This window comes from Anaerotignum lactatifermentans (assembly GCF_016902535.1).
In the GTDB taxonomy this organism is placed as follows: Bacteria; Bacillota; Clostridia; order Lachnospirales; family Anaerotignaceae; genus Anaerotignum; species Anaerotignum lactatifermentans_A.
In genome coordinates, this window is record NZ_JACSNY010000011.1 from 23,408 (window position 1) to 47,539 (window position 24,132).

At 51.2% G+C, this 24,132-nt stretch carries 24 protein-coding genes; 19 read left to right on the plus strand and 5 right to left on the minus strand.

The genetic code is table 11. The features are described from left to right. Positions 1-3 precede the first annotated feature (3 nt). Genes H9X84_RS09210 through H9X84_RS09225 form a run of 4 tightly spaced genes read left to right on the plus strand, consistent with a single transcriptional unit; the run spans position 4 to position 3,717 of the window. A complete protein-coding gene (locus H9X84_RS09210) occupies positions 4-1,062 on the plus strand; it encodes a pyridoxal phosphate-dependent aminotransferase (RefSeq protein ID WP_205133924.1) in 1,059 nt (352 codons plus the stop codon). Continuing rightward, on the plus strand, positions 1,059-2,543 hold the full coding sequence (locus tag H9X84_RS09215; protein ID WP_205133923.1) for a cobyric acid synthase: 1,485 nt from the start codon (positions 1,059-1,061) through the stop codon (positions 2,541-2,543). The genes H9X84_RS09210 and H9X84_RS09215 overlap by 4 nt, the downstream gene beginning before the upstream one ends. Further along, positions 2,540-3,052 (plus strand): cob(I)yrinic acid a,c-diamide adenosyltransferase, encoded by a 513-nt coding sequence (locus H9X84_RS09220; protein ID WP_205133922.1) that lies wholly within the window; start codon positions 2,540-2,542, stop codon positions 3,050-3,052. Before H9X84_RS09215 ends, H9X84_RS09220 begins: the two co-directional genes overlap by 4 nt. Continuing rightward, positions 3,046-3,717 carry a precorrin-8X methylmutase gene (locus H9X84_RS09225; protein ID WP_334298077.1) on the plus strand — a complete coding sequence of 224 codons (672 nt, stop codon included), beginning with the start codon at positions 3,046-3,048 and terminating at the stop codon, positions 3,715-3,717. Before H9X84_RS09220 ends, H9X84_RS09225 begins: the two co-directional genes overlap by 7 nt. Positions 3,718-3,771: 54 nt before the next feature. On the opposite strand, the gene H9X84_RS09230 is transcribed toward H9X84_RS09225, so the two are convergent. Together H9X84_RS09230 and H9X84_RS09235 are read right to left on the minus strand one after the other, a co-directional pair. Continuing rightward, positions 3,772-5,016 carry a DUF2812 domain-containing protein gene (locus H9X84_RS09230; RefSeq protein ID WP_330634405.1) on the minus strand — a complete coding sequence of 415 codons (1,245 nt, stop codon included), beginning with the start codon at positions 5,014-5,016 and terminating at the stop codon, positions 3,772-3,774. Next, complete coding sequence (locus H9X84_RS09235; RefSeq protein ID WP_205133919.1) at positions 4,970-5,305, minus strand: PadR family transcriptional regulator; 336 nt, start codon at positions 5,303-5,305, stop codon at positions 4,970-4,972. The genes H9X84_RS09230 and H9X84_RS09235 overlap by 47 nt, the downstream gene beginning before the upstream one ends. A 232-nt stretch (positions 5,306-5,537) precedes the next feature. Between H9X84_RS09235 and panB the strand changes: the two genes are divergently transcribed. From panB to H9X84_RS09305, 14 genes are all read left to right on the plus strand, one after another. After that, complete coding sequence (gene panB, locus H9X84_RS09240) at positions 5,538-6,404, plus strand: 3-methyl-2-oxobutanoate hydroxymethyltransferase (protein ID WP_205133918.1); 867 nt, start codon at positions 5,538-5,540, stop codon at positions 6,402-6,404. 33 nt (positions 6,405-6,437) lie between these two features. Next, complete coding sequence (locus H9X84_RS09245; RefSeq protein ID WP_205133917.1) at positions 6,438-7,634, plus strand: PLP-dependent aminotransferase family protein; 1,197 nt, start codon at positions 6,438-6,440, stop codon at positions 7,632-7,634. A 36-nt stretch (positions 7,635-7,670) separates the two neighbouring features. Next, on the plus strand, positions 7,671-8,405 hold the full coding sequence (locus H9X84_RS09250) for a cyclase family protein (protein ID WP_205133915.1): 735 nt from the start codon (positions 7,671-7,673) through the stop codon (positions 8,403-8,405). Between the two features lie 429 nt (positions 8,406-8,834). Beyond that, positions 8,835-9,341, plus strand: a complete 507-nt coding sequence (locus H9X84_RS09255; protein ID WP_205133913.1) for a DUF1097 domain-containing protein — start codon at positions 8,835-8,837, stop codon at positions 9,339-9,341. Positions 9,342-9,554: 213 nt separating this feature from the next. Beyond that, positions 9,555-10,493 (plus strand): LysR family transcriptional regulator, encoded by a 939-nt coding sequence (locus H9X84_RS09260; protein WP_205133912.1) that lies wholly within the window; start codon positions 9,555-9,557, stop codon positions 10,491-10,493. A 326-nt stretch (positions 10,494-10,819) separates the two neighbouring features. After that, positions 10,820-11,689, plus strand: a complete 870-nt coding sequence (locus H9X84_RS09265) for a DUF2589 domain-containing protein (RefSeq protein WP_205133911.1) — start codon at positions 10,820-10,822, stop codon at positions 11,687-11,689. 15 nt (positions 11,690-11,704) lie between these two features. Beyond that, on the plus strand, positions 11,705-12,553 hold the full coding sequence (locus tag H9X84_RS09270; protein WP_205133910.1) for a hypothetical protein: 849 nt from the start codon (positions 11,705-11,707) through the stop codon (positions 12,551-12,553). A 10-nt stretch (positions 12,554-12,563) separates the two neighbouring features. After that, positions 12,564-13,121: a hypothetical protein gene (locus H9X84_RS09275; RefSeq protein ID WP_205133909.1), complete on the plus strand. Its 558-nt coding sequence runs from the start codon at positions 12,564-12,566 to the stop codon at positions 13,119-13,121. Beyond that, positions 13,118-13,474 (plus strand): hypothetical protein, encoded by a 357-nt coding sequence (locus H9X84_RS09280; protein WP_205133908.1) that lies wholly within the window; start codon positions 13,118-13,120, stop codon positions 13,472-13,474. Before H9X84_RS09275 ends, H9X84_RS09280 begins: the two co-directional genes overlap by 4 nt. A gap of 12 nt (positions 13,475-13,486) precedes the next feature. Next, a complete protein-coding gene (locus H9X84_RS09285) occupies positions 13,487-15,070 on the plus strand; it encodes a DUF4135 domain-containing protein (RefSeq protein ID WP_205133907.1) in 1,584 nt (527 codons plus the stop codon). 268 nt (positions 15,071-15,338) lie between these two features. Beyond that, positions 15,339-16,220, plus strand: a complete 882-nt coding sequence (gene metF, locus H9X84_RS09290) for a methylenetetrahydrofolate reductase [NAD(P)H] (protein ID WP_205133906.1) — start codon at positions 15,339-15,341, stop codon at positions 16,218-16,220. 1 nt (position 16,221) lies between these two features. After that, positions 16,222-16,881 carry a Vitamin B12 dependent methionine synthase activation subunit gene (locus H9X84_RS09295; protein ID WP_205133905.1) on the plus strand — a complete coding sequence of 220 codons (660 nt, stop codon included), beginning with the start codon at positions 16,222-16,224 and terminating at the stop codon, positions 16,879-16,881. Then, positions 16,839-19,307 carry a homocysteine S-methyltransferase family protein gene (locus H9X84_RS09300; RefSeq protein WP_330612316.1) on the plus strand — a complete coding sequence of 823 codons (2,469 nt, stop codon included), beginning with the start codon at positions 16,839-16,841 and terminating at the stop codon, positions 19,305-19,307. The genes H9X84_RS09295 and H9X84_RS09300 overlap by 43 nt, the downstream gene beginning before the upstream one ends. Positions 19,308-19,392: 85 nt before the next feature. Further along, positions 19,393-20,025 carry a hypothetical protein gene (locus H9X84_RS09305; protein ID WP_205133904.1) on the plus strand — a complete coding sequence of 211 codons (633 nt, stop codon included), beginning with the start codon at positions 19,393-19,395 and terminating at the stop codon, positions 20,023-20,025. A 111-nt stretch (positions 20,026-20,136) separates the two neighbouring features. Here H9X84_RS09305 and H9X84_RS09310 read toward each other — a convergent pair whose 3' ends face one another. Continuing rightward, the gene (locus H9X84_RS09310; protein WP_205133903.1) at positions 20,137-21,315 is read right to left on the minus strand and encodes a phosphopentomutase; all 1,179 of its coding nucleotides are present in this window, start codon (positions 21,313-21,315) and stop codon (positions 20,137-20,139) included. Between the two features lie 21 nt (positions 21,316-21,336). Continuing rightward, positions 21,337-22,644 (minus strand): thymidine phosphorylase, encoded by a 1,308-nt coding sequence (locus tag H9X84_RS09315; RefSeq protein WP_205133902.1) that lies wholly within the window; start codon positions 22,642-22,644, stop codon positions 21,337-21,339. Positions 22,645-22,768: 124 nt separating this feature from the next. On the opposite strand from H9X84_RS09315, the gene H9X84_RS09320 reads away from it, so the two are divergent. Further along, positions 22,769-23,536: a 4Fe-4S binding protein gene (locus tag H9X84_RS09320; RefSeq protein WP_205133901.1), complete on the plus strand. Its 768-nt coding sequence runs from the start codon at positions 22,769-22,771 to the stop codon at positions 23,534-23,536. 139 nt (positions 23,537-23,675) lie between these two features. Here the strand turns inward: H9X84_RS09320 and H9X84_RS09325 are convergent, their stop codons facing one another. Beyond that, complete coding sequence (locus H9X84_RS09325) at positions 23,676-24,086, minus strand: C-GCAxxG-C-C family protein (RefSeq protein ID WP_205133900.1); 411 nt, start codon at positions 24,084-24,086, stop codon at positions 23,676-23,678. Between the last annotated feature and the right edge of the window lie 46 nt (positions 24,087-24,132).

Consider the following 24,132-nt stretch of genomic DNA (forward strand, 5'->3'; position numbering starts at 1 on the left):
TGTATGAAACAGGATTTGGTTCACGGCGGAGACTGGGCGGGCTATGAAAAGACCTATGGGAAACCGCCTTTGGATTTTTCCGCCAATATCAGTCCCTTGGGACTGCCGGAAGGCGTAAGAGAGGCGGTGACGGCGGCTTTGTCCACGGCGGATCGGTACCCCGACCCTCTGTGCAGAGAGCTGACGGCGGCCATTGCCCAAAAAGAAGGCGTACCGGAGGAATGGTGCCTTTGCGGCAACGGGGCGGCAGACCTGATTTTTCGGGCGGTTTACGGCCTGAAACCGAAAAAAGCGCTGGTGCCGGTGCCTGCCTTTGCCGAATACGAAGGGGCTTTGCGGGCGGCAGGCTGTGCCGTGGAGCGTCATCTGCTTCTGGCGGAGAGGGATTTTTCTCTGGGACGGGAGTTTTTGGAGAAAATACGGCCGGAAGTGGACATGGTCTTTCTCTGTCAGCCCAATAACCCTACGGGCCTGACCGTAGAGCGGGCGTTTCTGGAGGAAATACTGGAGCGGTGCCGGCAGGCAGGGGCGGTGCTGGTGCTGGATGAGTGCTTTGTGGATTTTCTGGATAGGCCGGAAGAGGATACTATGATCGGTGAACTGGAAAAGGCGGAACATCTTCTGATATTGAAGGCCTTCACGAAGCTCTATGCCATGGCGGGCATCCGGTTGGGGTATTGTCTTTGTTCCTGCGAAAAACTGCTGGAAAATATGCGGCAGGCGGGCCAGCCCTGGGGCGTGTCCTCTTTGGCCCAGGCGGCGGGTCTGGCGGCTTTGGCGGAAAAGGAATATGTGAGCCGGGTGCGGGCGCTGATTGCGGCGGAGCGGCCCTGGCTGGCCAAACGGCTGGCGGCGCTGGGCCTTCGGGTATTGCCGGGGAAGGCTAATTATCTGATGTTCCAAAGTCCTTGCGCATTGGGAGAGCCTATGGAAAAACGGGGGATTTTACTGCGAAACTGCGGGAATTATCCGGGGCTGGATCAAAGCTGGTATCGGACGGCAGTACGTACCCATGCGGAAAATGAGGTGTTGGTAAAAGCGCTGGAGGAGGTGCTCAGATGAAGCGGGCAAAAGCCATTATGATACAGGGGACCATGTCGGGCGCGGGAAAAAGCCTGTTGTGTGCCGCTTTGTGCCGTGTTTTCCGGCAGGACGGCTATAGAGTGGCGCCTTTTAAGAGCCAGAACATGGCTTTGAACAGCTATGTGACGGCAGAGGGGCTGGAAATGGGCCGGGCGCAGGTAATACAGGCCCAGGCGGCGGGCATCCTGCCTGATGTGCGGATGAACCCCATTTTATTAAAACCCTCCAGCGACACGGGAAGTCAGGTCATTGTCCATGGCGAGGTCTGGGGCCAGATGGCGGCAAAGGAATACTTCCAGCGGAAAAAGGAACTGGTGCCGGAAATTCTGCATGCCTATGACAGTCTGGCGGCGGAATACGATATTATTGTGATCGAGGGGGCCGGAAGTCCGGCGGAAATCAATTTAAAGGCGGAGGACATTGTCAATATGGGTCTGGCGGAGCTGGTGGACGCGCCGGTGCTGCTGGCGGGAGACATTGACCGGGGCGGGGTGTTTGCCCAGCTTTACGGGACAGTGGCCCTGCTGGAGGAGCGGGAGCGGGCACGAATCAAGGGACTTCTCATCAATAAATTCCGGGGGGATGTTTCCATTCTGCGGCCGGGACTGGCTATGCTGGAGGAAAAGACGGGCATCCCCGTTTGGGGTGTGGTACCGTATTTATCGGTGGAACTGGAGGATGAGGATTCTCTGGCGCCCTGTCTGGAGCGGAAGGACGCCAGAAAACCCATTGATATTGCTGTGATTCGTCTGCCTCGGATTTCCAATTTTACGGATTTCGCGCCGCTGGAGGCCCATGAGATCCTGGGGGTGCGCTATGTGGAGCGCCCGCGGGAGCTGGGCCAGCCGGATCTGGTGATCCTGCCGGGGACGAAAAGTACTATGGCGGATCTGCGGTGGCTGCGGCAGAACGGTCTGGAAAGCGCCATACAGAAGCTGGCGGCGAAAGGAACGCCGGTTCTTGGCATCTGCGGCGGCTATCAGATGCTGGGCAGACAGCTATCCGACCCGGAGGGAGTCGAGGACGGTGGAGAACTGCGGGGCATGGGCCTTCTGCCGGCAGAAACGGTGTTTTCTCCCCAAAAACGGCGTACCAGAGTGGCGGCGGTGGCGGAGGACGAAGCCTTCCTGGGATGTTTGCTGGAGGGCTATGAGATTCACAATGGGCGCACGGCAAACGAGGGAAGACCCTTTTGCCGGTTGTCTAATGGCGAGACGGACGGCTGTGTCCGCGGGAATGTCCGGGGTACTTATCTGCATGGACTTTTTGACAGTGGGGAATTGACGGAAAGACTGGCGGCATGGCTTTGCGAGAAAAAAGGGATTCCATGGGAAAGCGCCGCGCCCATGGTCTATGAAACATCTCGGGAAAAGCAGTTTGACCTTCTGGCGGAAGGCATGCGGAAGGCATTGGATCTGGAGGCCGTTTATGGCTGTATGGGGATGGTGAGGAAGAAATGAATCAGGGTTTGATACACCTGTATTACGGGGACGGCAAGGGCAAGACCACGGCGGCCATGGGGCTGGCCCTGCGGGCCATTGCCGCCGGAAAGCGTGTGGTGATGGTCCAGTTTCTGAAAGGCGCCCCTTCCGGCGAGGTCCGGCTTCTGGAAGAGCTGGGAGCCCGGGTTTTCCGGGGAAAAGCGGGGAACGCCTTTGTCTGGCAGATGAGCGAGGAGGAAAAAAGAGCCACTGAGCGAATGCAGACAGAGCACCTGCGGGCGGCGCGGGGAGAAGAGGCGGATATGCTGATTTTAGATGAGGCCTGTGCCGCCTGGCAGCTGGAAATGGTGGACAGGGAACTGCTCAAACAGACAGTCCTGAAAAAACCGGAGGCGCAGGAACTGGTACTGACGGGGCGGGAGCCTGCGGACTGGATGATGGAGGCAGCGGATTACTGCACATGGATGCAGTGCCGGAAACATCCCTATGAAAAAGGCATTACTGCCAGAAAGGGCGTGGAATATTGAAACAGGAGCATCATACACCGGCGCAGATCGAGCGTGCCAGTATGGAGATCATACAGCGGGAACTGGAGGAAAGAGGTATCTGCCTGCCGGAGGAAAACGCCCATGTGATCCGCAGAGTCATTCATACTACGGCGGATTTTGAATATGTGGAGAACCTCTATTTTTCGCCTTCGGCAGTAGGACGGGCCATGGAGACCCTGAAAACGGGGACGGTTATTGTGACGGATACCAATATGGCCAAAGCTGGCGTCAGCAAAGCCGCTTTGAAGAGACTGGGCGGGGAGGTATTCTGTTTTATGGCGGAGCCGGAAGTGACGGAAGAAGCCAGAAAACAGGGGAGCACCAGAGCCGCCGCGGCCATGGAACTGGCGGGAGTCCGGTATCCCAAGGCGGTTTTTGCCGTTGGGAACGCGCCTACGGCATTGCTGAGGCTCTGCGAACTGATGGAGGAAGGACTTCGTCCCGCCCTTGTTATCGGCGTGCCGGTGGGGTTTGTCAATGTGGTGGAAAGCAAGGAGCGGCTGGTAGAAACCTGCCGGAAATATCACATTCCCGTCATTACCGCCATGGGGCGCAAGGGCGGCAGCAACGTGGCAGCGGCCATCTGCAACGCTTTGCTGTATCAGGCAGCGGAACTGATCCAGCCGGAAAAACGGGGCTGGTAAAGGAAACCAGAGAAAAACAGCGGAAAAATCACATGGATTTTTCCGCTGTTTTTGTTATGCCAAAGGCAAATAAGTTTCGTCAAAGAGGGCGGTATACCCGTCAAGATGTTCCCGCAGATCCGCCGGGCCTTCGTAGCTGATGACCAGCATACGGCTCTCTTGGCGCAGGTACAGAATCTGGCGGCCCAGGATTCTCTGCCAGCGGGCTTCATCGCAGCCTTCCAGAGCATAGGTTTCTTTCATCGTCTGGAATTTCCCCGAAAGTCCGGGAAATTCCTTTTGATTGGAAATCAAATCCAGACTGACGGCCTTCGCCAGCAGGGCGGAAGGAAATTCTCCGTAAAAAGTGGTTTGATAGGACGCTATGGTATATTCTGCGTCTCTGGCCTCTTCGTGGATGGAAAAATATACCGGCGCCAGGAAGGCACTCTGGCTGGTTACATAATTCCCGCTGTATTCATCGGAAGGATTGTAAGACGGGAAGGTCCATTCTTCGGTAGAATACAGCGTTTCCATGGGAAGATAGGGAAGAGGGGCGGAGACTTCCGCCAGAGAAAGGCGGAGGGTGTCTTTTTCGTCCATGGCCCGCAGTTTTCCCAGGAAGGGCGTCAGGAAGGCCAGCGTCAGGACAATAAGCAAAATTTCCGCCAGAAGGATCGACCGGTAGGAGCCTTTATGGGAAAGAGAATAGCCCTTTGCTAACATCCTTTTTCGCCGCAGGAGCCGGAAAAAAGGATACAGAACCAGTATGGCGGCCAACAGGAAATAGCCAGTCAGGAACAGAGACAGGCGGGGATAGGTGATGAAAAAAGTGGGCCGGTACAGGGGCATTGCCAGAAAGACGCCCAGCAGTACCAGTATGGCCAGAGAAACGAGGCCGTAGCTCCGAAGCATCCGGCCGTAGGCCCGACTCTGCACCAGAGGATCGCTGTGGATTTCCGGCGCGTCCGCTGTTTCAGCGGCAAAGACATAGAAAAAGTGGGACAGAGGCGCCACATAGCGCCAGCCGTATTCCGCGTAAAGCTCTGTCATTTGCCGGGGAGGCATGCGGGAGGTATCCGGCGCCGCCTCCAGCCGGTAGCGGACAGAAGCGGCCACGTTTTTTTCAAACCGCCACAGAGGCGGAAAATAAGAAACATGTTCCAGAAACCAGCCTTTTTTGGCCATGGTTTCCAAAAAATGCTCTATGGCCTCGGGAAAGGCGGGGGGCAGGAAAAAAGGCAGGAAAAGGCGCTCTGCAAAAGATTTTTTTTCATAAAGATCCCTCCTCTTGGGGATGGTCATTTTCTTCCTGGGCATCCAGCAGACAGCGGCGCAGGCGTTCCACTTCCTCCAGATAGACCTGCCGTCCCCGTTCGGTGATGCGGTAGGTGCGTTTCCGGCCATGGACGGAGGTTTCCCGCAGAAGGCCCTCTTCCTGAAATTTTGCCAGAATGGTATAAAGTGTGCCAGGGCCCAGCTGGATCCGGTCATGGGTCTTTTGCCGGATATATTCCGCCGCGTCCACACCGCAACGCTCTTCTTTCAGAAATGCCATCAGGACATAAAACATGGTTTCGGTCAAAAGCTCCAGAGATTTTTTTGCCATGGGCAGTCACTTCCTTTTAATATCGAGACTCGATATCGTATAACGATATTATATGCGAAAAAAGAGATTTTGTCAAAGGGGGAAAGAGGAGGGGGAATTGCCATTCTGTCCGGGGTTTTGGTGATTTTATTTCATGGAAAGAAAGACAGATGTGCTTTACTTGCGGACGAATTTGGCTTAATATAGTAATAGAAAAAAATGGAAAGGGCAACAGAAGAAAGGAGCAGATGTTATGGCTAAGAAAAAAACAATACTGGATCTGTACAAAATGAAAGAAAACGGCGAGAAGGCGGCATGGATCGTATTATATGACAGCTGCTTCGCTTCTTACGCAGAGGAAGCCGGTGTGGATATGATCCTCTGCGGCGACTCCATGGGCATGATTGTTTACGGCAACGCCGGAACAGTGCCTGTAACGATGGATATGAGCATTGCCCATTGTCAGGGGGTACGCAAAGGCGCGCCCAATACGTATCTGATCGGTGATCTGCCCTTTGGCAGCTATCATATCAGTGCAGAGGACGCCGTAAGAAATGCCATCCGGTTCTATAAAGAGGCGGATGTGGACGCCGTGAAGCTGGAAGGCGGTGTGGCTGTGGCCGATAAAATTAAGGCCATTACCGAGGCGGGCATGGTTGTATTTGGCCATATCGGCCTGACCCCTCAGAGTTCCGCGTCCATGGGTGGTTTCAAGGCCCAGGGCAGAACGGTGGAAAGCGCCAAAGCTATTATTGAGGATGCTATTGCCGTATATAAGGCAGGGGCAAGAACACTGCTGCTGGAAGGTGTACCGGAAGAAATCTGCGCTTATGTACATAAAATGCTGCCCATCCCTGTTTATGGTATCGGCGCCGGCATTGACTGCGATGGTCAGGTTATTCTGGCGGCAGACTCTCTGGGAATGTACAAAAACTTTACGCCGAAATTCGCCAAGAAGTATGTGGATATTGCCGCTATGGCAACACAGGGCATTGAGGACTATGTAAAAGAGGTTAAGGAAGAGGCGTTCCCCGCACCGGAGCATAAGTATAAAATTTCCGGTGACCCCGAGGAATTCGCAAAGCTCTTCGAGGAAATGAAGCCGTTTTTTGAGAAATGATCTGAGTTTGAACTTGTGTAAGGAGGGGTGAATATGCCGAAATTTGCACAAAGAATGCAGGATATGGAAAATACTGCCGTCATTATCCGCGGCCTGTTTAACGCCATGGGCGACCCGGAGACCATTTCCTTCGGCGGCGGCGCACCGGCCAAGGAAGGCTTGCCGGTGGATATTGTAAGGGAAATCTGCGCGGATGTTCTGACAGAAGAAAAGCGGGGGCAGGAAGCGCTGCAGTATGGTGCCGTACTGGGGGTAGCAGACCTGCGGCAGGCCGTTTGTGATGTGCTGCTGGCGCCTAAGGGACTGTCGCCGTCTCCTGATGAAATACTGATCGTAAACGGCGGCCTGGAGACGATGAATCTGCTTTGTCAGGTATTTATTGATCCCGGTGATGTGATTCTGGTGGAATCCCCCACATTTGTTCACTGTGTGGAGATCTTTGAGATGTTCCAGGCCAAATGTATCGCCGTGGAATGTGACGATCAGGGGCTGGTTATGGAGGATGTGGAACGAAAGATCAAGGAGTATCATCCGAAATTTGTTTATGTGATTCCCACTTTCCAGAACCCTACGGGCAAGACTCTGCCTGTGGATCGGAGAAAACGGCTGGCGGAGCTGGGCAGTCAGTATGATGTTATCATTCTGGAGGATGACCCTTATCAGGAGCTGCGTTACAGCGGAGAAGCCCTGCCGCCCATCAAGTGCTTCGATAAAACGGGTCATACCGTATACGCCAACAGCTTTTCCAAGATCTTTTCTCCCGGCAGCAGACTGGGGTTTGTCTATACGAAAAAGGAATGGATCGCAAGGCTCTTTGACGCCAAAACGGCCACCAATTCCCATACATCTACTTTCGCGCAGGTTATCTGTGCCGAGTTCTTCAAACGGGGATATTTCCCGGAACATCTGGAAAAGATCCGGGCTATCCACAGAGAACGCCGGGACGCTATGATGGCGGCCATTGACAAATATCTGCCGGAAGGCACAAAACGGGTATTTCCTGACGGTGGTCTGTTTACCTGGGTGGAACTGCCGGGGAACATCGACACTACCGCGCTGTTGAAGGAAGCCAACGAAAACCATGTACACTATATCGCCGGGGAAGGCTTCTTTACAGAAGGCGGAGGAAAGGGCAAAAACTGTATGCGTATCAGCTTCGGCAATGTGACGCCGGAACAGATCGACGTTGGTATGAAGCGGCTGGGTGACCTGATCCGCTCGAAATTATAAACAAAAGAGAAAATACCGGAATAAAGGAGGGGTTTTATGAGCCAAAAAGGATTATGGAATGAACTGGAAAAATGGAAAAAGGAATACAAATTTGTGGACCTTTCTTATGAAGTGTCCCCGCAGACGCCCCACTGGTCGGGATTCCCGGCAATGAGCGTTGCCATGAAATTTGACTATCCCGATGGGTTCCGGGTACATGAGTTTACTATGGTCAGCCAGTACGGCACCCACGTGGACGCGCCCCTGCATTTTGTAAAGGATACCAAGGGGCTGCATGAAATCCCCGTGGAAGAAATGATCCTGCCTCTGTGCGTCATTGACGTGACGGACAAAGTGGCGGCAAATGTGGACTATGCCGTAACGGAGGAAGATATCAAAAAATGGGAGGAACAGTACGGACGTATCCCTGACCGGGCTTTTGTGGCTATCCGCAGTGACTGGTCCAAACGCACCGATCTGGATAACTGCGATGCCGAGGGAAACAAGCATTATCCCGGCTGGAATATTGAGGCGCTGAAGTTCCTGGTAGAACAGCGGGATGTTGTGGCAGTGGGACATGAGACCTCCGATACGGACGCGCCTGCGGATTCTTCCAAACACGGCTATATCTGTGAATATTACATTCTGGAGCAGAACCGGTATCAGATTGAGCTGATGAAGGATCTGTCAGAAGTGCCGCCGGTAGGCAGCCTGATTTTCTGCGGATTCCCGAAAGCGAAGGACGCGGCTGGATTTACGGCAAGATGTATTGCTGTTTGCCCGAAGGAATAAAAACCGAATTAAATAAAAGGGGGACAGATTCTTTTCGCAAAAGGGAAAGAAGCTGTCTCTTTTTTTCATAATAGGGAAAGCAAAAGCGAAGAAATTTCATGGGTGGTTTAAAAAATTTTCACATGGACACAAACGTTTGTCATGTATCACAAGGAAACAGAAGGAATATTTTGTTTGGAAGGGGGCGGAATAAAAAGAATAAAGGATTTATTCATAAATATAATAGATATATTTCATAGGATAAAAGACGACATGATTTCCCTTTTTTTTCGGGAGAAAAAAGAAATGGCTGGAATACAACAGTTTATATGAAATATTATTCGCTTTACGAAAAAAACACAATGTTTTATGATAAATACATAAACAGTGGTATACAAGAGAGAAGACGCTGAATAGAAGAAAACGACAGAGAAAGGGAAGGTGATCCGTATGAGTAAAAAGGCGACATTTATCTGGTGTATTGGGTTAGGTCTTTTGGACGGTTTGTATTGTATTTTATGTTCTCATCTGCCGCATATTCAAAATTATATGTGGATCGGGTTTATCTCTCTTCCCATTTATTTCTGCGGCGGCGCTGTATTGAAAGAACTGCCGCGGTATTTCTGCTGCGCGGCCAGCGGTGTGCTCTGGGGAGCCCTGACGCTGGTAGTGCTGGGGATGGGACTGTTTGCAAACTCTGATGTGAATATGCTGATTGTAGTTACTGTGATTGTATGCATCTGCTGCTTTGTGCATCTGGGACTTTTGACAGAGGACAAAGCGGGCGGACTGTTCTGCAACTGCCCGATGGTATTTGGCGGATTTGCGGCTATTTTCTCTCAGGGAACAGCGGAGCTGCCCTGGGTCATCGCTACACTGACTATGGGTCTTGTGCTGGGCTGGATCATGGGCGCCATTGCAGCGCCGATCGGAAAAATGGTTGATGGCGCAAAATAAGTAAAGCAGGAAAACAATGTGCGGGAAAACATTTTTTTGAGATTCCAAAAGGGAGAAGACAAGGACGTGCATCAGATAAGAATATGCTGGCGCGCCCTTTTCTCCTTTTTATAGTTGAATTTAATTCATGGAATTTCGTGTAAAAAGAAAGATTTTTTCTGTTCTGAAAAGATGGAATATGCCAAAAAAACTGCGGAAAGGTGGGTGAGAGGTATGTCATTATGGAATTATGAGATATTTGATTTGATTGTTACTACGGGAAATTTGAGAAAAGCGGCAGAATTGATGCATCTTACGCCTTCTGCGGTGAGCCATTCTCTGATGAAGCTGGAGAAGGAATTTGGACTTCCGCTGCTGGTACGGGATCGCAACGGCATTGAACTGACGGAATATGGGAAAGAGCTTCTGCCTCATATCCGCTCCATACTGGCTATGGATAAAAAACTAAAAGAGGAGATTAACAGCATTACGGGAAGACTCCGGGGCAGTGTACGTATCGGTGCCTTCAACAGTATCTGCTGTACCTGGATTCCGCATCTGGTACGGCAGATGCAGACAGAATATCCGGATGTAGAAATCAGTATCATGCAAAACGGCTATGAGGCATTGGAAAGAGGACTTTTGGACGGTATTTTAGATCTGGTTTTTGTATCTATCCCGCCCAAGTACAATATTTCGGCCATCCCTCTGATGCGGGGCAGGCTGCTGTGCATTACGCCTATGGATTTTATCCCGGAAAATAAGGAATATATCACCCTGAAAGAAATCCGCCAGATGCGGATTATTACGCCGGGAACAGGATCGGATTTTGATGCCATCGCTTTTATGAAGGCAAATCATCTGGAACTGAAAACACCCCATAATATCATCGACGACAGTTCCATTATCGCGCTGGTGGAAAGCGGACTTGGCATCAGTATTATACCGGAGCTGGTGCTCCAGCGGCTGAAAGGGCAGGTGGGCATCTACCCCATTGAGGGAGCGCCTTACCGTACCATTGGCCTTGCCACCCAGAAAAATATGTTTGTATCCTCCGCTACGGATGCTATGCTGAAAATGATACTGAATTATGTTCACAGCCAGTATCCGCAGGACCCTCCCTATTTCCGCAAGCAGAACGCGGAAGAGAAGGCGGAGGGAGGCATGGAATAAGGCTTTTGACAGAAGGAAAACAGCTTTTGAAAAAAGAGGATATTGCATGAGACAGTTTGATAGAAAGCAGATATCGCTGGAATCTTTGTGGGAGCAAAGAATTCCGGCGATTTTTTTTGAAAGTGTGTACTTATAAGGGGCGTTGTAACAGTGTTTCTTAAAAAATAGGGGGAAACGATGTTTTCCTGGGTGGAATCAGTTTTTGTGAAGGTGTGGAAATGGGACAAAGACTGGTATAATGATAAAATAGGGATCATAGTATGTACCGAGAAAGGTGCAGGAACTGGTATGACAGGCATATTTAAAACATAAAGGAGGAATGTAGTATGGCAGGTTATGGAGACGAAATCTCTTCCATCAGTTTAGGCAGTATCATTGGGGGCGCTATGTGCGCCATTGTGGAAGCCCAGAGTCAGGCGGCCAGTACCACGGTAAATTTTATTCAGGAGGTAGGCTTCCAGACAGGCAGTGACGGAAAAACAAGAGAGCCTGTTTATGTGGGGTTCCAGTATGAAAAGACGGTGCAGCCGGATATCTCGGAGGATTTATCCGCTTATAAGGTGCAGATTTTGTCAAAAGGGCAGGGGTACAGCAAGGAGCAGAATCTGCAGCTGACAGCGGGCGGACAGGTTTTGGATGCAAGTATTACTTTTGAGAGATCAGGGGCTTTGAAAGCCGTAGTTTTGAACAGTGTGCCCGCAGGTTTGAAGGGGACACTGCCCATCGTGATTCAGGCACAGAATGCGGAGGCACCTCCTTTGCCGGAAGGAGAACAGGCGGCCAGTCTGCAGCTGGTATGCACTCCGGCGGAGGAAAGAAAACAGATCACCAATTTAAAGGTGCCTTTGCTGACTATGGTGCCTATTCCTTTTATCCGTATTGATAACGCCAGCATTGATTTTAATGTAAAGATCAATTCCGTGCAGGAGGCAAAGACTTCTTCTGATCTGACCTATGGCGGCAATGTGGAGGCCAGCGCCAACTATAACGGGTTCTGGTTTAAGACGGGCATCAAGCTGAACGCATCCCTTTCCAATCAGAAAAAATCCAGTATTTCCGATACGGTAAAGAGGGATTATTCTTTGAATGTACATGTCCACGCCATGCAGGACGATATGCCGGCAGGGGTGGAACGGCTGTTGGATCTGCTTTCCGACGCTACATCCATGGAAAACCGTCTGGAAGACAAAAAATAAAAAGGAGAATAGCTTATGATTACATTTGGAGAACTGGCGGGGCTGCTGGCGGCTGATTTTTTGCAGGCTCGCAGAACTGCGGATATGTACAGCGCTTCGTTATCGGAAGAATACCATGTGAACCCGCTGCTGAGGGGGATGCCGGTGCCCCGTTATACCATTGCGGAGGCGGAGATTGATTTGCCACTGCGGATTATGGGGGTCAGAAAGACAGAAATCGGGGAAGAAGAAATGCAGAAGATACTGGATAAGATTCGCCGGGGGTTGCCCACACTGCTCTATCGGAACATCAAAAACTGCTACTATGACAAGCAGGCCGCCGTGGTACGGGAGAAAAGCGGCGTTGTAGAGCCGGAAGAAGTGGGGATTTCCATGAGACAGCAGGAGGAACCCCGGGCGCAGGTAGTACGGCTTAGTCAGGTACCGGAGCTGAGAGCCAGCTATAAGGCCTCTACGGCAGCTATCTGCACGCTGATGAATCAGTATATGGCGACCTATGTAAAGGAAAACAGTATCAGTGAAATGAGACTGCTGGATTTTACGGATGTGTTTATTGAGACCCTTTACCGCGTCTGCAAAGAGGAATTTAGTACTTATCTGGATGTCCAGACACCTTACATCAATAAAGAGGCTTTGAAAAAAATGTGCCAGACCGTAGGCAGCACTATGTTTTTTGAGTTCCGGGAGATTTTTGAGCAGCCGGAAGGCCTTCTGGTATCGGCGGAAACAGGAAAAATGGAGCAGAATTTTGCGCCGGAGCAGCTGATGCGGGTTAAAATGAAGATACGGGAGCAGGATGTGAACTTTGTAGTGGACCAGAACGAGGAAAGCGGCGAAAAAAGACGTTTCCTGACATTGGGCTGAGGTGAGAAAAATGACACCAGCAAAGACAATAGAGGAATTTGAGCGATATTTTGTCCGGATGGCGGAGCTGACAAAGGCCATGGCATCAGAATCCTATCTGGCGGAGGAAAAAACGGTGGATTTTCTGGCAGGATTGGTGACATTGAGCCAGAAGCACCAAATGTCCGTGGCGGCGGATCTGGCGCTGGTACAGGCAAAGGCCCAGACCTACACGCCGGAGGAAGGCGACCGGCCCAACACCAGAAACGGCAGAAGGAAGAAAAATCGTTTTCTGCTGGACTGTCTGACAGAAGCCAAGGAGCGTACAGATCAGTATTTTGCTGTATCACGTCAGCTTCTGGAAGAGAGTGGACAGCTGGCCCGCAAGCTGGCGGCGGTGGCGGCGGCGAAAGGAATGCTGACAGAGGGTCTTCCGTCGGAGGAACTGGCGGAACGGATGCGGCAGGATGGTGAGATGATGCCGGCGCTGACCAGCGTTATTGGGACAGCGGGATATGAAAATACCATTTATTTGCTGGGGCGGGCGGCAAGAGAAGTCCTGCCCCGGAAGAAGGAGGAGAATATATGAATAAAAAAGAATTCGATCAGGTGGTGGGCCTGGCTTGCTTTCTGGAACGATATACGGCTCAGGCTACGCCATGCAGGGATAAAACGTTTTCTTTTTCTAAGGAAGATCAGCTGATCTGGAAGGGATATTTTGAAACCCTCATCAAGCCGGGAATACTGCCCGATGGCATGGCTTTCGGAAAGCCGGACAACAACTGCCCTGACGGCATCGGCACTGACGGCGAGGCCTTCAGTGATGAGTTTTTCCAGTTGTTGATGCAGTGTTATAAATATTTATACAAGGCCCTTTCCTGCGGCGAGATTTTTCTGGAGCATGACGGATGGTATGTGACAGACCGGAAGGGGACACGGTAAGGGGGGAGACGGATGTGCTATGTGACAGTCTGGGACTCCTGTTGGGATGCGATGGAGAAATATAATCAGGCACTTTCCCGGCTGAACAGCCGAATTGGCGGAAATCTGCAGGAACTGTATACTCAGCTTTGGGAATTAGAGCGGTTTTATGTTGACAAAACCCAGACCATATGGACAAGAAACGGGATTTTGTCAGTGCTGAACAGTATAAAGAACAGGGAGTGGTATCAGATGCTGCTTCCGGCGCTGATGGAACTGACAAAGCTCTGCTATCAGCCGAAAGCGGATTATGGCTGGCTGGGGCCTTATACGTTTTTTACTGTGATCGGGAAAAACGCTGCTTTGACAAAACAATTCCTGACTTGTGTTCCGTATTTTCATTACTGCTTTCCAGAGGATACCCCGAGGCTCTGGCAGTATTTGATGACCACAGGAAACTATTATGGCGGAAGTGAAGTAGACGAAGGGGGCAGGCTTTCTCAGTTGATCCTTCGGCGGGTGGAATTGTTTTTTACAGGGTATCGTACCGTATGGAACAGTTTAAAGGAGTTGGAATACCCTCCGACTATGCTGATTTTTACGGAAGGAGATATGCACTGCGGCGGGAAATTGCCTTATATCTTCCGGATGGATGGCAGGCAGTATGTATATAAGCCCAGAAATATGTGCCTGGATAAGCTGCTGATGGATGCGCTGACCGAATGCAATTCCTTTTTGCCGGAGGAACTTAAGCTGCCTGTGCCAGCCATAACGTTTTTGAAGGACAAGAACGAGACGGGATATATGGATTTTGTGACCCATCAAAAGGAAATGACATGGGCTGAAGCGGAAATATATTTCGGGAAACTGGGGGCACTGCTTTGTTTCGCAAAGCTCTTTGGAATCCATGATCTCCATTATGAAAATATTATGGCTACGAAAAAAGGCCCTGTTATCATTGATCTGGAGTGCGCGCTGCTGCCGGAAATAATCCAGCAAACATCCTTTGGAGGAATGTCCCTTCATTTCATTCGAACAGCTTTTGAAAATAGAACAGAGGGGAATGCTGTATTTTCCATAGAAGGGAAGATTTATCCCCTTAAAACGGAACGGGTGCAGAACAAAATACAGGAGGGCTTTACGGGAGCAGCACAGATATTTTTGGAAAATAGGGAAGAAATGATAGCGTTGTATGGAAAGATACTGGACGAAGTGTTTTTCATGCGTTTGACGCCAGTAGCAACCAACGAGTTTTATAATGAAATGGTAAACATAAGTATGTGCGAAAACGCGGGATACAAAGAGATTATATTGAATAGCCTGATGGATACCATAGAAAATAATTTTAATAAAAATAATTTTCATGTTTCCGAAAAGGAGAGAGAAGAAATGATTTCGCTGCTGGAGAGGGATCTGTCCTGGGGAGAAATCCCTCTTCTTCGGTGGCGGAATGAGCCGGGAAAGGAAAGCGTCTGGCTAGACGAAAAAATGATCTGTGAAAAGGATAAGGAGAATCAGGCGCAGCTTCTGGAGAAATTCGCTGCCAAGATCCCATGGCTGGCGAAAGAAAAAGGATGGCAAGCACTGAAAAAGGCGCTGATTGATCCCACTGTGTAAAGCAAAACACAGAAAAGCTCCGCAAAGGCTGACTTTATTTTATAAGAAAATCATTCTATTCCCGATAGAATCGCTGGAAGTCTTTGCGCTGCAATGATGTTAACAATATTTGTTTTCTTATGAGAAAGGCCCTGTGACGGGGCCTTTTTTGCGCGGCATTAGAAAACAGACGGTTTTTTCCATTTTTTTGGGGGAATTGTTGTTTCTTTTGGTACAAGCAAGTATAATAAGGAATAATCCACGAAAAATCAGGAAAGAGTGATGCGAAATGAAAATATCCGAATTATTGAAAAACCCCGCGCTGTCCATTTCTTTTGAGGTATTCCCTCCAAAAAATGACACCGCTTTTGACAATGTGAAGGAAGCTACGGCAAAGATCGCCGCTCTGCATCCTTCCTTTGTCAGTGTGACCTACGGCGCCGGCGGCGGCACCAGCAAGTATACGCTGGATATTGCCAAAAGCATTGAGCATTTGTACGGTGTGCCCACGCTGGCCCATCTGACCTGTGTTTCCTCCAGCAAGGAAACTGTTCATGCCCGTATTGAGGACCTGAAAGAGGCCGGTATTGAAAATGTTATGGCACTTCGAGGGGATCTGACACCGGAACTGGAAAATGCCGACCGGAGCCAGTGGGATTACCGTTATGCCATTGATCTGATCCGGGAGCTGAAGGGAAGCGGTGCGGATTTCTGTATCGGCGGCGCATGCTATCCGGAGATTCACCCGGAAAGTACAGACCAGAGAGAGGACATTCTCCATTTGAAGGAAAAGGTAGAAGCAGGCTGTGATTTTCTGACCACACAGATGTTTTTTGACAATAACCTGCTTTATAATTTCCTGTATAAGATTCGGGAGGCGGGAGTAACGGTACCGGTAGTGCCCGGCATTATGCCGATCACAAACGCCAAACAGCTGGAAAACGCTTTAAAGCTGTCCGGTTCCTTTGTGCCGCAGCGGTTCAAGAGTCTGGTGGATAAGTTCGGTTCTAATCCCGCCGCTATGAAACAGGCCGGCATTGCTTACGCTACCGACCAGATCATCGACCTGTATGCCAACGGCATCCATCATGTACATGTATACTCCATGAATAAGCCGGAGGTAGCGGCCAAGATCATGGAAAATCTGTCGGATATTCTGGGAGAAATCTGATATGGTAATACAGAAAAAGATTTATCTTCCGCCGCCGGTGCAGGAGCGGGAAATCTTCCGCTACGCCGGATGTCGGGAGATCAAAGAGGAATTCCGACAGCAGATGGAGGAATGTCTGGCGGAGACGAAAGGAAAGTTCCAGTATCAGGTCTGCTGGGCGGAGTATCCTGTTCATATAGATGGGGACAAACTGGACTTGACATTTGCCCGGGTAAAGTCGCACGCGTTGGCGAAAAATCTGGCGGGCTGCGAAAAGATCCTGCTGTTTTTGGCGACTATCGGGCTGGGCATTGATCGGCTCATTACCAGGTACAGCCGTGTTTCTCCGGTTAAGGCCCTGTGGTTTCAGGCCATTGGGGCGGAGCGCATCGAAAGCCTCTGCGATCTGTTCTGTGAAGAACGGGACCGGGAACTTCTGCCCAAAGGGCAGCAGCTGCGGCCCAGATTCAGCCCGGGATACGGGGATCTGCCTCTGGCACTGCAAAAGGAGATTTTTTGCGTTTTTGAGCGGGAGAAAACAGGGGTTTTTCTCAATGAAAGCCTGCTGATGACGCCCAGCAAGTCTGTAACGGCCATTGCGGGCATCGGAACAAAAAAAGAGATACAAAAGGAAGAAAAATGCGGCAGCTGCCAGAAGGCGGACTGTCCGTTCAAAAGGTGACGCCTATGAAAATACTGGATTATATGAAGGACCATCTCCTGTTTCTGGATGGGGGCATGGGGACACTGCTGCAGGCAGAGGGCCTGCAGCCGGGAGAACATCCCGAACATTGGAATATCACCCATAAGGATGTTATCGTAAAATTGCAGCGGGCGTATTTTGACGCCGGGAGCAATGTCATCAATACCAATACCTTTGGGGCCAACAGCCTGAAATTTCCCACGGAGGAACTGGATGAGATTCTGCGCTGTGCCATCGAAAACGCCAAGGAGGCCAGAGATACCAGCACAGGGACCCAGGAAAAGTTCGTGGCGCTGGATATTGGGCCTACGGGGCGGCTGCTGAAGCCTTACGGGGATTTTGACTTTGAGGAGGCTGTGGCTGTATTCGCCGAGACGGTGCGTCTGGGGGTGCAGTATGGTGTGGATCTGATTATGATTGAGACCATGAATGACAGCTATGAGACTAAGGCGGCGCTTTTGGCGGCAAAAGAAAACTGTGATCTGCCTGTGTTTGTGTCCAATGCTTACGGCGAGGACGGCAAGCTGATGACAGGGGCGGACGCGGCGGCTATGACGGCTCTGCTGGAAGGCATGGGCGCCGACGCCATTGGCGTGAACTGTTCTCTGGGGCCGAAAGCCCTGGCACCGGTGGTGCGGGACTATTTGAAGTATGCTTCTGTGCCGGTGCTGTTAAAACCCAATGCCGGACTGCCCCGAGAGGTAGACGGAAGGACGGTCTTTGACGTAGGTCCCGAGGAATTTTCCGAAGATGTGGCGGCATTGATCGGAGAAGGTGTGCGTATCGCCGGGGGCTGCTGCGGCACCACACCGGAATATATCCGGACACTGACAGAAAAAACAAAGGATTTTCAGCCGGTGCCTGTGGCGAAAAAGCACTGGACCTGGGTATCCTCTTATACCCATGCGGTTCTTTTTGATAAAAAGCCTGTTCTGATCGGGGAGCGAATCAATCCCACGGGGAAGAAGCGGCTGAAACAGGCTCTGCGGGAAAACGATATGGATTATCTTCTGACAGAAGGCATTAACCAGCAGGAATGCGGTGTGGAGATTTTGGATGTAAATGTGGGCCTGCCGGAAATCGACGAGCCGGAGGTGCTGAAAAGAGCGGTCCATGAATTGCAGGCGGTTTTGGATCTGCCTTTGCAGATCGACACCTCCGATCCTGTGGCTATGGAGGCGGCGCTGCGGCGGTATAACGGCAAGGCTATGATCAACTCCGTCAACGGGAAGGAAGAAAGCATGGAGGCTATTTTCCCGCTGGTGAAAAAATACGGCGGTCTGGTGGTGGCTCTGACCCTGGATGAGACGGGTATCCCGGAAACGGCGGAGGGCAGAGTGGCCATCGCCAAAAAGATTATCCAGCGGGCGGAAAGCTATGGCATCCCCAAAAATGACCTGATTTTTGATACGCTGGCTATGACCGTCAGCGCCGATCCCAACGCGGCAAAGGCCACATTGGATGCCTTGGCGGAGATCCGTCATGGACTGGGCTGCCATACGTCCCTGGGGGTATCCAACGTATCCTTTGGACTGCCCAACCGGGACAACATCAACGGTACCTTCTTTGCGCTGGCCATGAGCCGGGGGCTTTCCGCGGCCATTATGAATCCCTATTCTCTGGATATGATGAAGGCATACTATGCCTTTGGGGCGCTGATGGGGCTGGATGAGAATTTCGAGGCCTATATCGACTTTGCTTCCAAAGCGCTGCCCCATCAGGCGGCGGCAGCGGCGCCAGCCCAGACAGGAGCGGCGCCTGTGGCGGAGGAATATGGTTCTGCCCTGCAGAAAGCCATTGTCAAAGGACTGCGGGAACAGGCCGGAGAACTGACCCAGAAAATGCTGGAAGAAAAAGCGCCGCTGGAGATCGTACAGACGGAGGTTATCCCCGCTTTGGATATTGTGGGGAAGGGCTTTGAGGAAAAGCGGGTTTATCTGCCCCAGCTGCTCATGAGCGCGGAAGCGGCAAAATCCGCTTTCGAGCAGATCAAGGCGGTCATGACGGCACAGCCGGGAACTTCCGCTACGAAATGCGCTTTCGTCATTGCCACGGTACAGGGAGATATCCATGATATTGGGAAAAATATCGTAAAGCTGCTGCTGGAGAATTACGGCTTTGATGTAACAGATCTGGGCCGGGATGTGGCGCCGGAAACGGTGGTGGAGACAGTACAGCGGCTCCACGCGCCGTTGGTAGGACTTAGCGCCCTTATGACCACGACGGTGCCGGCCATGGAGGAAACCATCAAGCAGCTGCGCACAGGCGCGCCCTGGTGCAAGGTAGTTGTGGGCGGCGCGGTGCTGACCCAGGAATACGCGGATCGTATTGGCGCCGACAAATATGCCAAGGACGCCATGGAAACGGTGCGCTACGCCGAGGAAATCGCAGCGGAAGAACTTTGACGGCACGATTTATATAGAGAGAATACAGATATGTAAGGAATAAAGTTTTTTAGAAGAGAATAGACAGAGAAAAGGGGATGTTCCAATGAAAAGAATCTTCTGTATCCTGATGGTGACAGTCATGTGTTTGGGGGCGGCCTGTTCCGCAGAACAGGCGGAAACTGCCGCAGTGGACGAAGGGGTGTTTCTGGAAGAAATCGCGCCCAATATTCTTTGTTTGGATTCCTGCGAACTGGAAATGTTTGGTGCGGATGTGGATTTTGAGGAAGAGTATTTTTGTGTCTACGAAAGTGAGCAATCTTACGATAACGGATGGGGGCCTGTCGCGAAGCTTTATCAAGAAGGCGAGGAAGCGACGGTTTCGGAATATTTCCCTGATCCGGTCATGTCGTCCTATTATCCTGTGAGAAATTTCCAGACCAATGAGGAAGTCAGAGCGCATTTGGAGGAATTTTTGTCGCCGGAAATCACGGAGGAAAAATTCCACGATGATTTTTTGGAATATGACGGGAAGCTCTATTTAGTGAGAGGCGCCAGAGGGTACGGAGCGATTACCTGCGATAAGGAAAGTGTGGCTTTTTTGGAAAAGCAGGGAGATTCTTATTACGCAACCATGGATTATCTGTATTTTGGAGATTATGATTACACAGTAAAGCTGGAGTTCCAAAAGAAAGATGGAAAATGGATGTTAATGCAGATTTCCAAAATGCCGGCATAGCCATTTGAAAAAACAGGCGAGAAAATGACGCGGATCAATCATGCCGTACCAAGTGAATATGATCTATGAAAAACCCCTTGTGTTTTTACACAAGGGGTTTTTTGCGGGAACTTATTTCAAAATGTCTTTTAAGAAGCTGTCGCCTTCAAATTCCGCGTCCAGTCCCAGATAGTCGGAAATGGTTTTGCCCAGATCGGTGAAGGATTTTCTTACGCCCAGATCCACGCCTTCCTTCACATGTTTGCCCCATACCAGCAGGGGAACATATTCTCTGGAATGGTCGGTGCTGGGGGTAGTGGGATCACAGCCGTGGTCGGCAGTGATAAAGAGGATATCCTCGTCCTTCATATTTGCCATGATTTCCGGCAGTTTGCTGTCGAAATATTCCAGCGCGCCGGCATAGCCCTCTACGTCGTTGCGGTGGCCGTAGATCATGTCTGTATCCACCAGATTGGTGAAGAGAATGCCTTCAAATTCCTCTTTGGTATAAAGAATGGTTTTGTCGATACCGTCATTATTGTTGGTGGTATGGTCTGTTCTGGTCATGCCTCTGTGCTCGAAAATATCCTCGATTTTGCCGATGGCAGTCACATTCATGCCTTTGGCCTTTGCCAGATCCAGTATGGTGGTGCCGGTAGGCTCCAGAGAGAAATCCTTTCTGTTTTTGGTACGGGTATAATTGCCGTGTTCTCCGATGAAGGGTCTGGCGATGACACGGGCAACACCATAGTCCCCTGTCAGCAGTTTTCTGGCGGTTTCGCAGATTTTATAGAGCTCCGGCACGGGAATAACGTCCTCGTGAGCCGCAATCTGGAATACGCTGTCGGCGGAGGTATAAACGATGGGGGAGCCTGTTTTTACATGCTCATCCCCCAGATCCTGAATGATAACGGTGCCGGAGGCGGCATAGTTGCCCAGGGTTTTTCTGCCGATGGCCTGTTCAAAGGCATCCATCAGCTCTTTGGGAAAGCCGGTATCTGTAAAGGTAGGGAAGGGTTTTTCCGTGACTACGCCGGCGATTTCCCAGTGGCCGGTGGTGGTATCCTTACCGATGGAGCGTTCGCCCATTTTGCCGAAGGCGCCTTTGGGCGCGTCTACCTTGCCCAGCAGATGGATGTCTTCCCCCTGAATATTGCCCAAACCGAGAGCAGCCATGTTTTTCAGCTCTGTCTGAGGTCTTGCCTTTTTGATATTGACTAAGGTATTGCTGCCAACATCGCCGAAATCTGCCGCGTCGGGCAGTTCACCGATGCCTACGCTGTCCAGTACGATAATAATGGCTCGTTTCATATAATCATTCATCCTTTCTTGTTATTCACTGATGATTTCTAAAACCAAAGGCGGCGGAGACACTGTTTCCGGGCCCATGGAAATGGCGGAACGGAGAATCTCGGCGGCGGAGGCTGCTTTTTCCGCTGTACCGCTGTATACGGTGGCAAGGAGGTCGCCTTTTTCCACCGGGTCACCCAGCCGTTTTTCCATGACAATGCCGGCGCCGAAATCCAGAGGCTGGCCCTTATAGGCCCGGCCCGCGCCGGTTTCCTGTGAGGCCCGTCCGATTTTCGCCGTGTTCATGTGGGTAATGAAGCCGGACTGTTCCGCACGCACCTCCAGTGCGCAGGGAGAAAGCGGCAGGCTGCTTTCGTCGGAGAGGATGCGGACGTCACCGCCCTGCTGTTCCAAAAGCTCCCGGAATTTTGCCAGACCCTGGCCGTTTTCGATTTGTTTTGCCAGAAGGGCTTTGCCTTCTTCTACCGTTGGTACACGGTTAGCCAGCAGGAGCATATGCGCTCCCAGCAGGAGAGAAACCTCCAGCAGATCGCCTTTGGTATGACCTTTGAGGACCTCTATGGCCTCCAGCACCTCTAAACGATTGCCGATCTTCATGCCTAAGGGTTGGTCCATGCCGCTGATGACGGCGGTAACCTTCCGGCCCACATGGCGGCCCATGGAGACCATGACCTGCGCCAGTGCCCGGGCGTCCTCCTGTGTTTTCATAAAGGCGCCGCTACCGCATTTGACATCCAGCACGATGCCGTCCGCTCCGGCGGCGATCTTTTTGGACATGATGCTGGCGGCGATGAGCGGGATGCTATCTACGGTGCCCGTTACATCCCGGAGGGCATAGAGTTTTTTGTCTGCCGGGGTCAGGTTGTCCGTCTGGCTCATGAGGACGATGCCGCTTTGTCTGCCGTATGCCAGCGCCTGTTCTTCTGTAACGTCAACCCGAAAGCCGGGGATGGATTCCAGCTTATCAATGGTGCCGCCGGAAAAACCCAGTCCTCTGCCGCTCATTTTTACGACGGGAACGCCAACGGAGGCCACCAAAGGTGCCAGAATCAGTGTGGTGGTGTCAGCGACGCCGCCGGTACTGTGTTTATCAACCTTAAATCCGGGGACAGAGGACAGGTCGAAGGTTGCGCCGGAATTGGCCATTTCTTTTGTCATCACTGCGGTTTCCTCCGGCGTCATGCCATTGAGAAGGATGGCCATAAGCAGTGCGGAGATCTGGTAATCCGGCAGAGAACCGTCCGTTACCCCTTGGATAAAGAAGGAAATTTCCTGGGAAGTAAGTTGCTGCTGATCGCGTTTTTTAATAATAATATCCTGAAAATCCATAAAAAACCCCCTTTCTTTTGGAAAAAGTATAGCATATATCCGAGGAAAAGACTAGAATTATTTCTTGTGCCATTCCTGGGAGAAGGAGTATAATCAAAACAAAAACGGGAAGGAAGTGCTGTATATGAAACAGATCAATGAGATTTATTTCAGCCCCTGCGGCACCACGAAAAAAGCTGTGGACCAGATCGCCGCTGCCTGGGCGGAGGAAGAAAAGAAGGCGTGGGATCTGTCCGCGCCGGAGGGCGGCAGTCTGCGGGCAGAGTTTCCTGCGGAGGAAATCTGCATTGTGGGGATGCCCGCCTATGGCGGCAGAGTGCCTTTGACGGCGCTGGAACGGCTGGCAAATCTGAAGGGGAAAAATACCCCGGCTATTGCGGTGGTGACTTATGGCAACCGGGCTTTTGACGATACCTTGGCGGAACTGTGCCAGATTTTGACGGCGCAGGGCTTTGTTGTCTGCGGGGCTGTGGCGTCCGCCACAGAACATTCTATTATGCCTCAGTTTGGCGCGGGACGGCCCGATGAGCGGGACTGCGCGGAGCTTAGAGAATTTGGAAAGCAGATTCGGGAGAAAATAGAGGCAGGGGAGACCGGGTGTCCTCAGGTGCCGGGGAAGGAACCCTTTGTGGAACGTCACGGCGGCGGTATTGTGCCGGTAACTTCCAACGCCTGTGAGGGCTGCGGTCAATGCGCGGCGGAATGTCCTGTGGGGGCTATTTCCAAAGAAGAACCATGGAAAACGGACAAGGACGTCTGTGTTTCCTGTATGCGCTGTATCCATGTCTGTCCCCGGAAGGCCAGAATGGTGCCGGAGCCGGTGGCGGCGGCATTGGTGGAGCGGCTGGGTAAGCTTTGTGCCGGAAGAAAGGAAAACAGCTTGTATCTATAAAAAAATAGAACGATGTTTTTTATGAAAAATTTTTTCAAACAGGTGCCATGAAAAAGAGCGGCAATAAAAAATCGCTGAAATTCTTGCGGAAACAAGGATTTCAGCGATGATTTTTTTTCTGGGAAAATGGGTTTGGAGATTATTTTTCCGCAAAAAGATACTTTTCTACGATTTCCGCCGCGTCCGCCATACAGCCGGAACAGCTTCTGAGCATAACGCCTGTATCCATGCCCTTCAGCTCACGGCAGATGATGGTCTGGTTCTTTTTCTTGAAATCATCGGTCATGGTCTGGATGGTGTTGTAGCAGTCCAGTTTTGTTTTGGGGTGTTCCAGATTTACATCGGATAATTTCAGGCCTACCAGATAAGCCATGGCGGATACGGCGCCGCAGGTACCCATGACACCCATGCCGCGTCCGAAACATTCTACGGCACGGAAGGCGTCCTTTTCCTCTACGCCCAGCAGGTCGCAGTAAGCACAGGCAACCGCCTGCGCACAGTTATATCCTTTTTTATGGTTTTCTTCCACACGGGAAATTCTGTCTGTCATTGGTCAAAACTCCTTTCAAAAAACAAAATACGACAGGGAAATGATA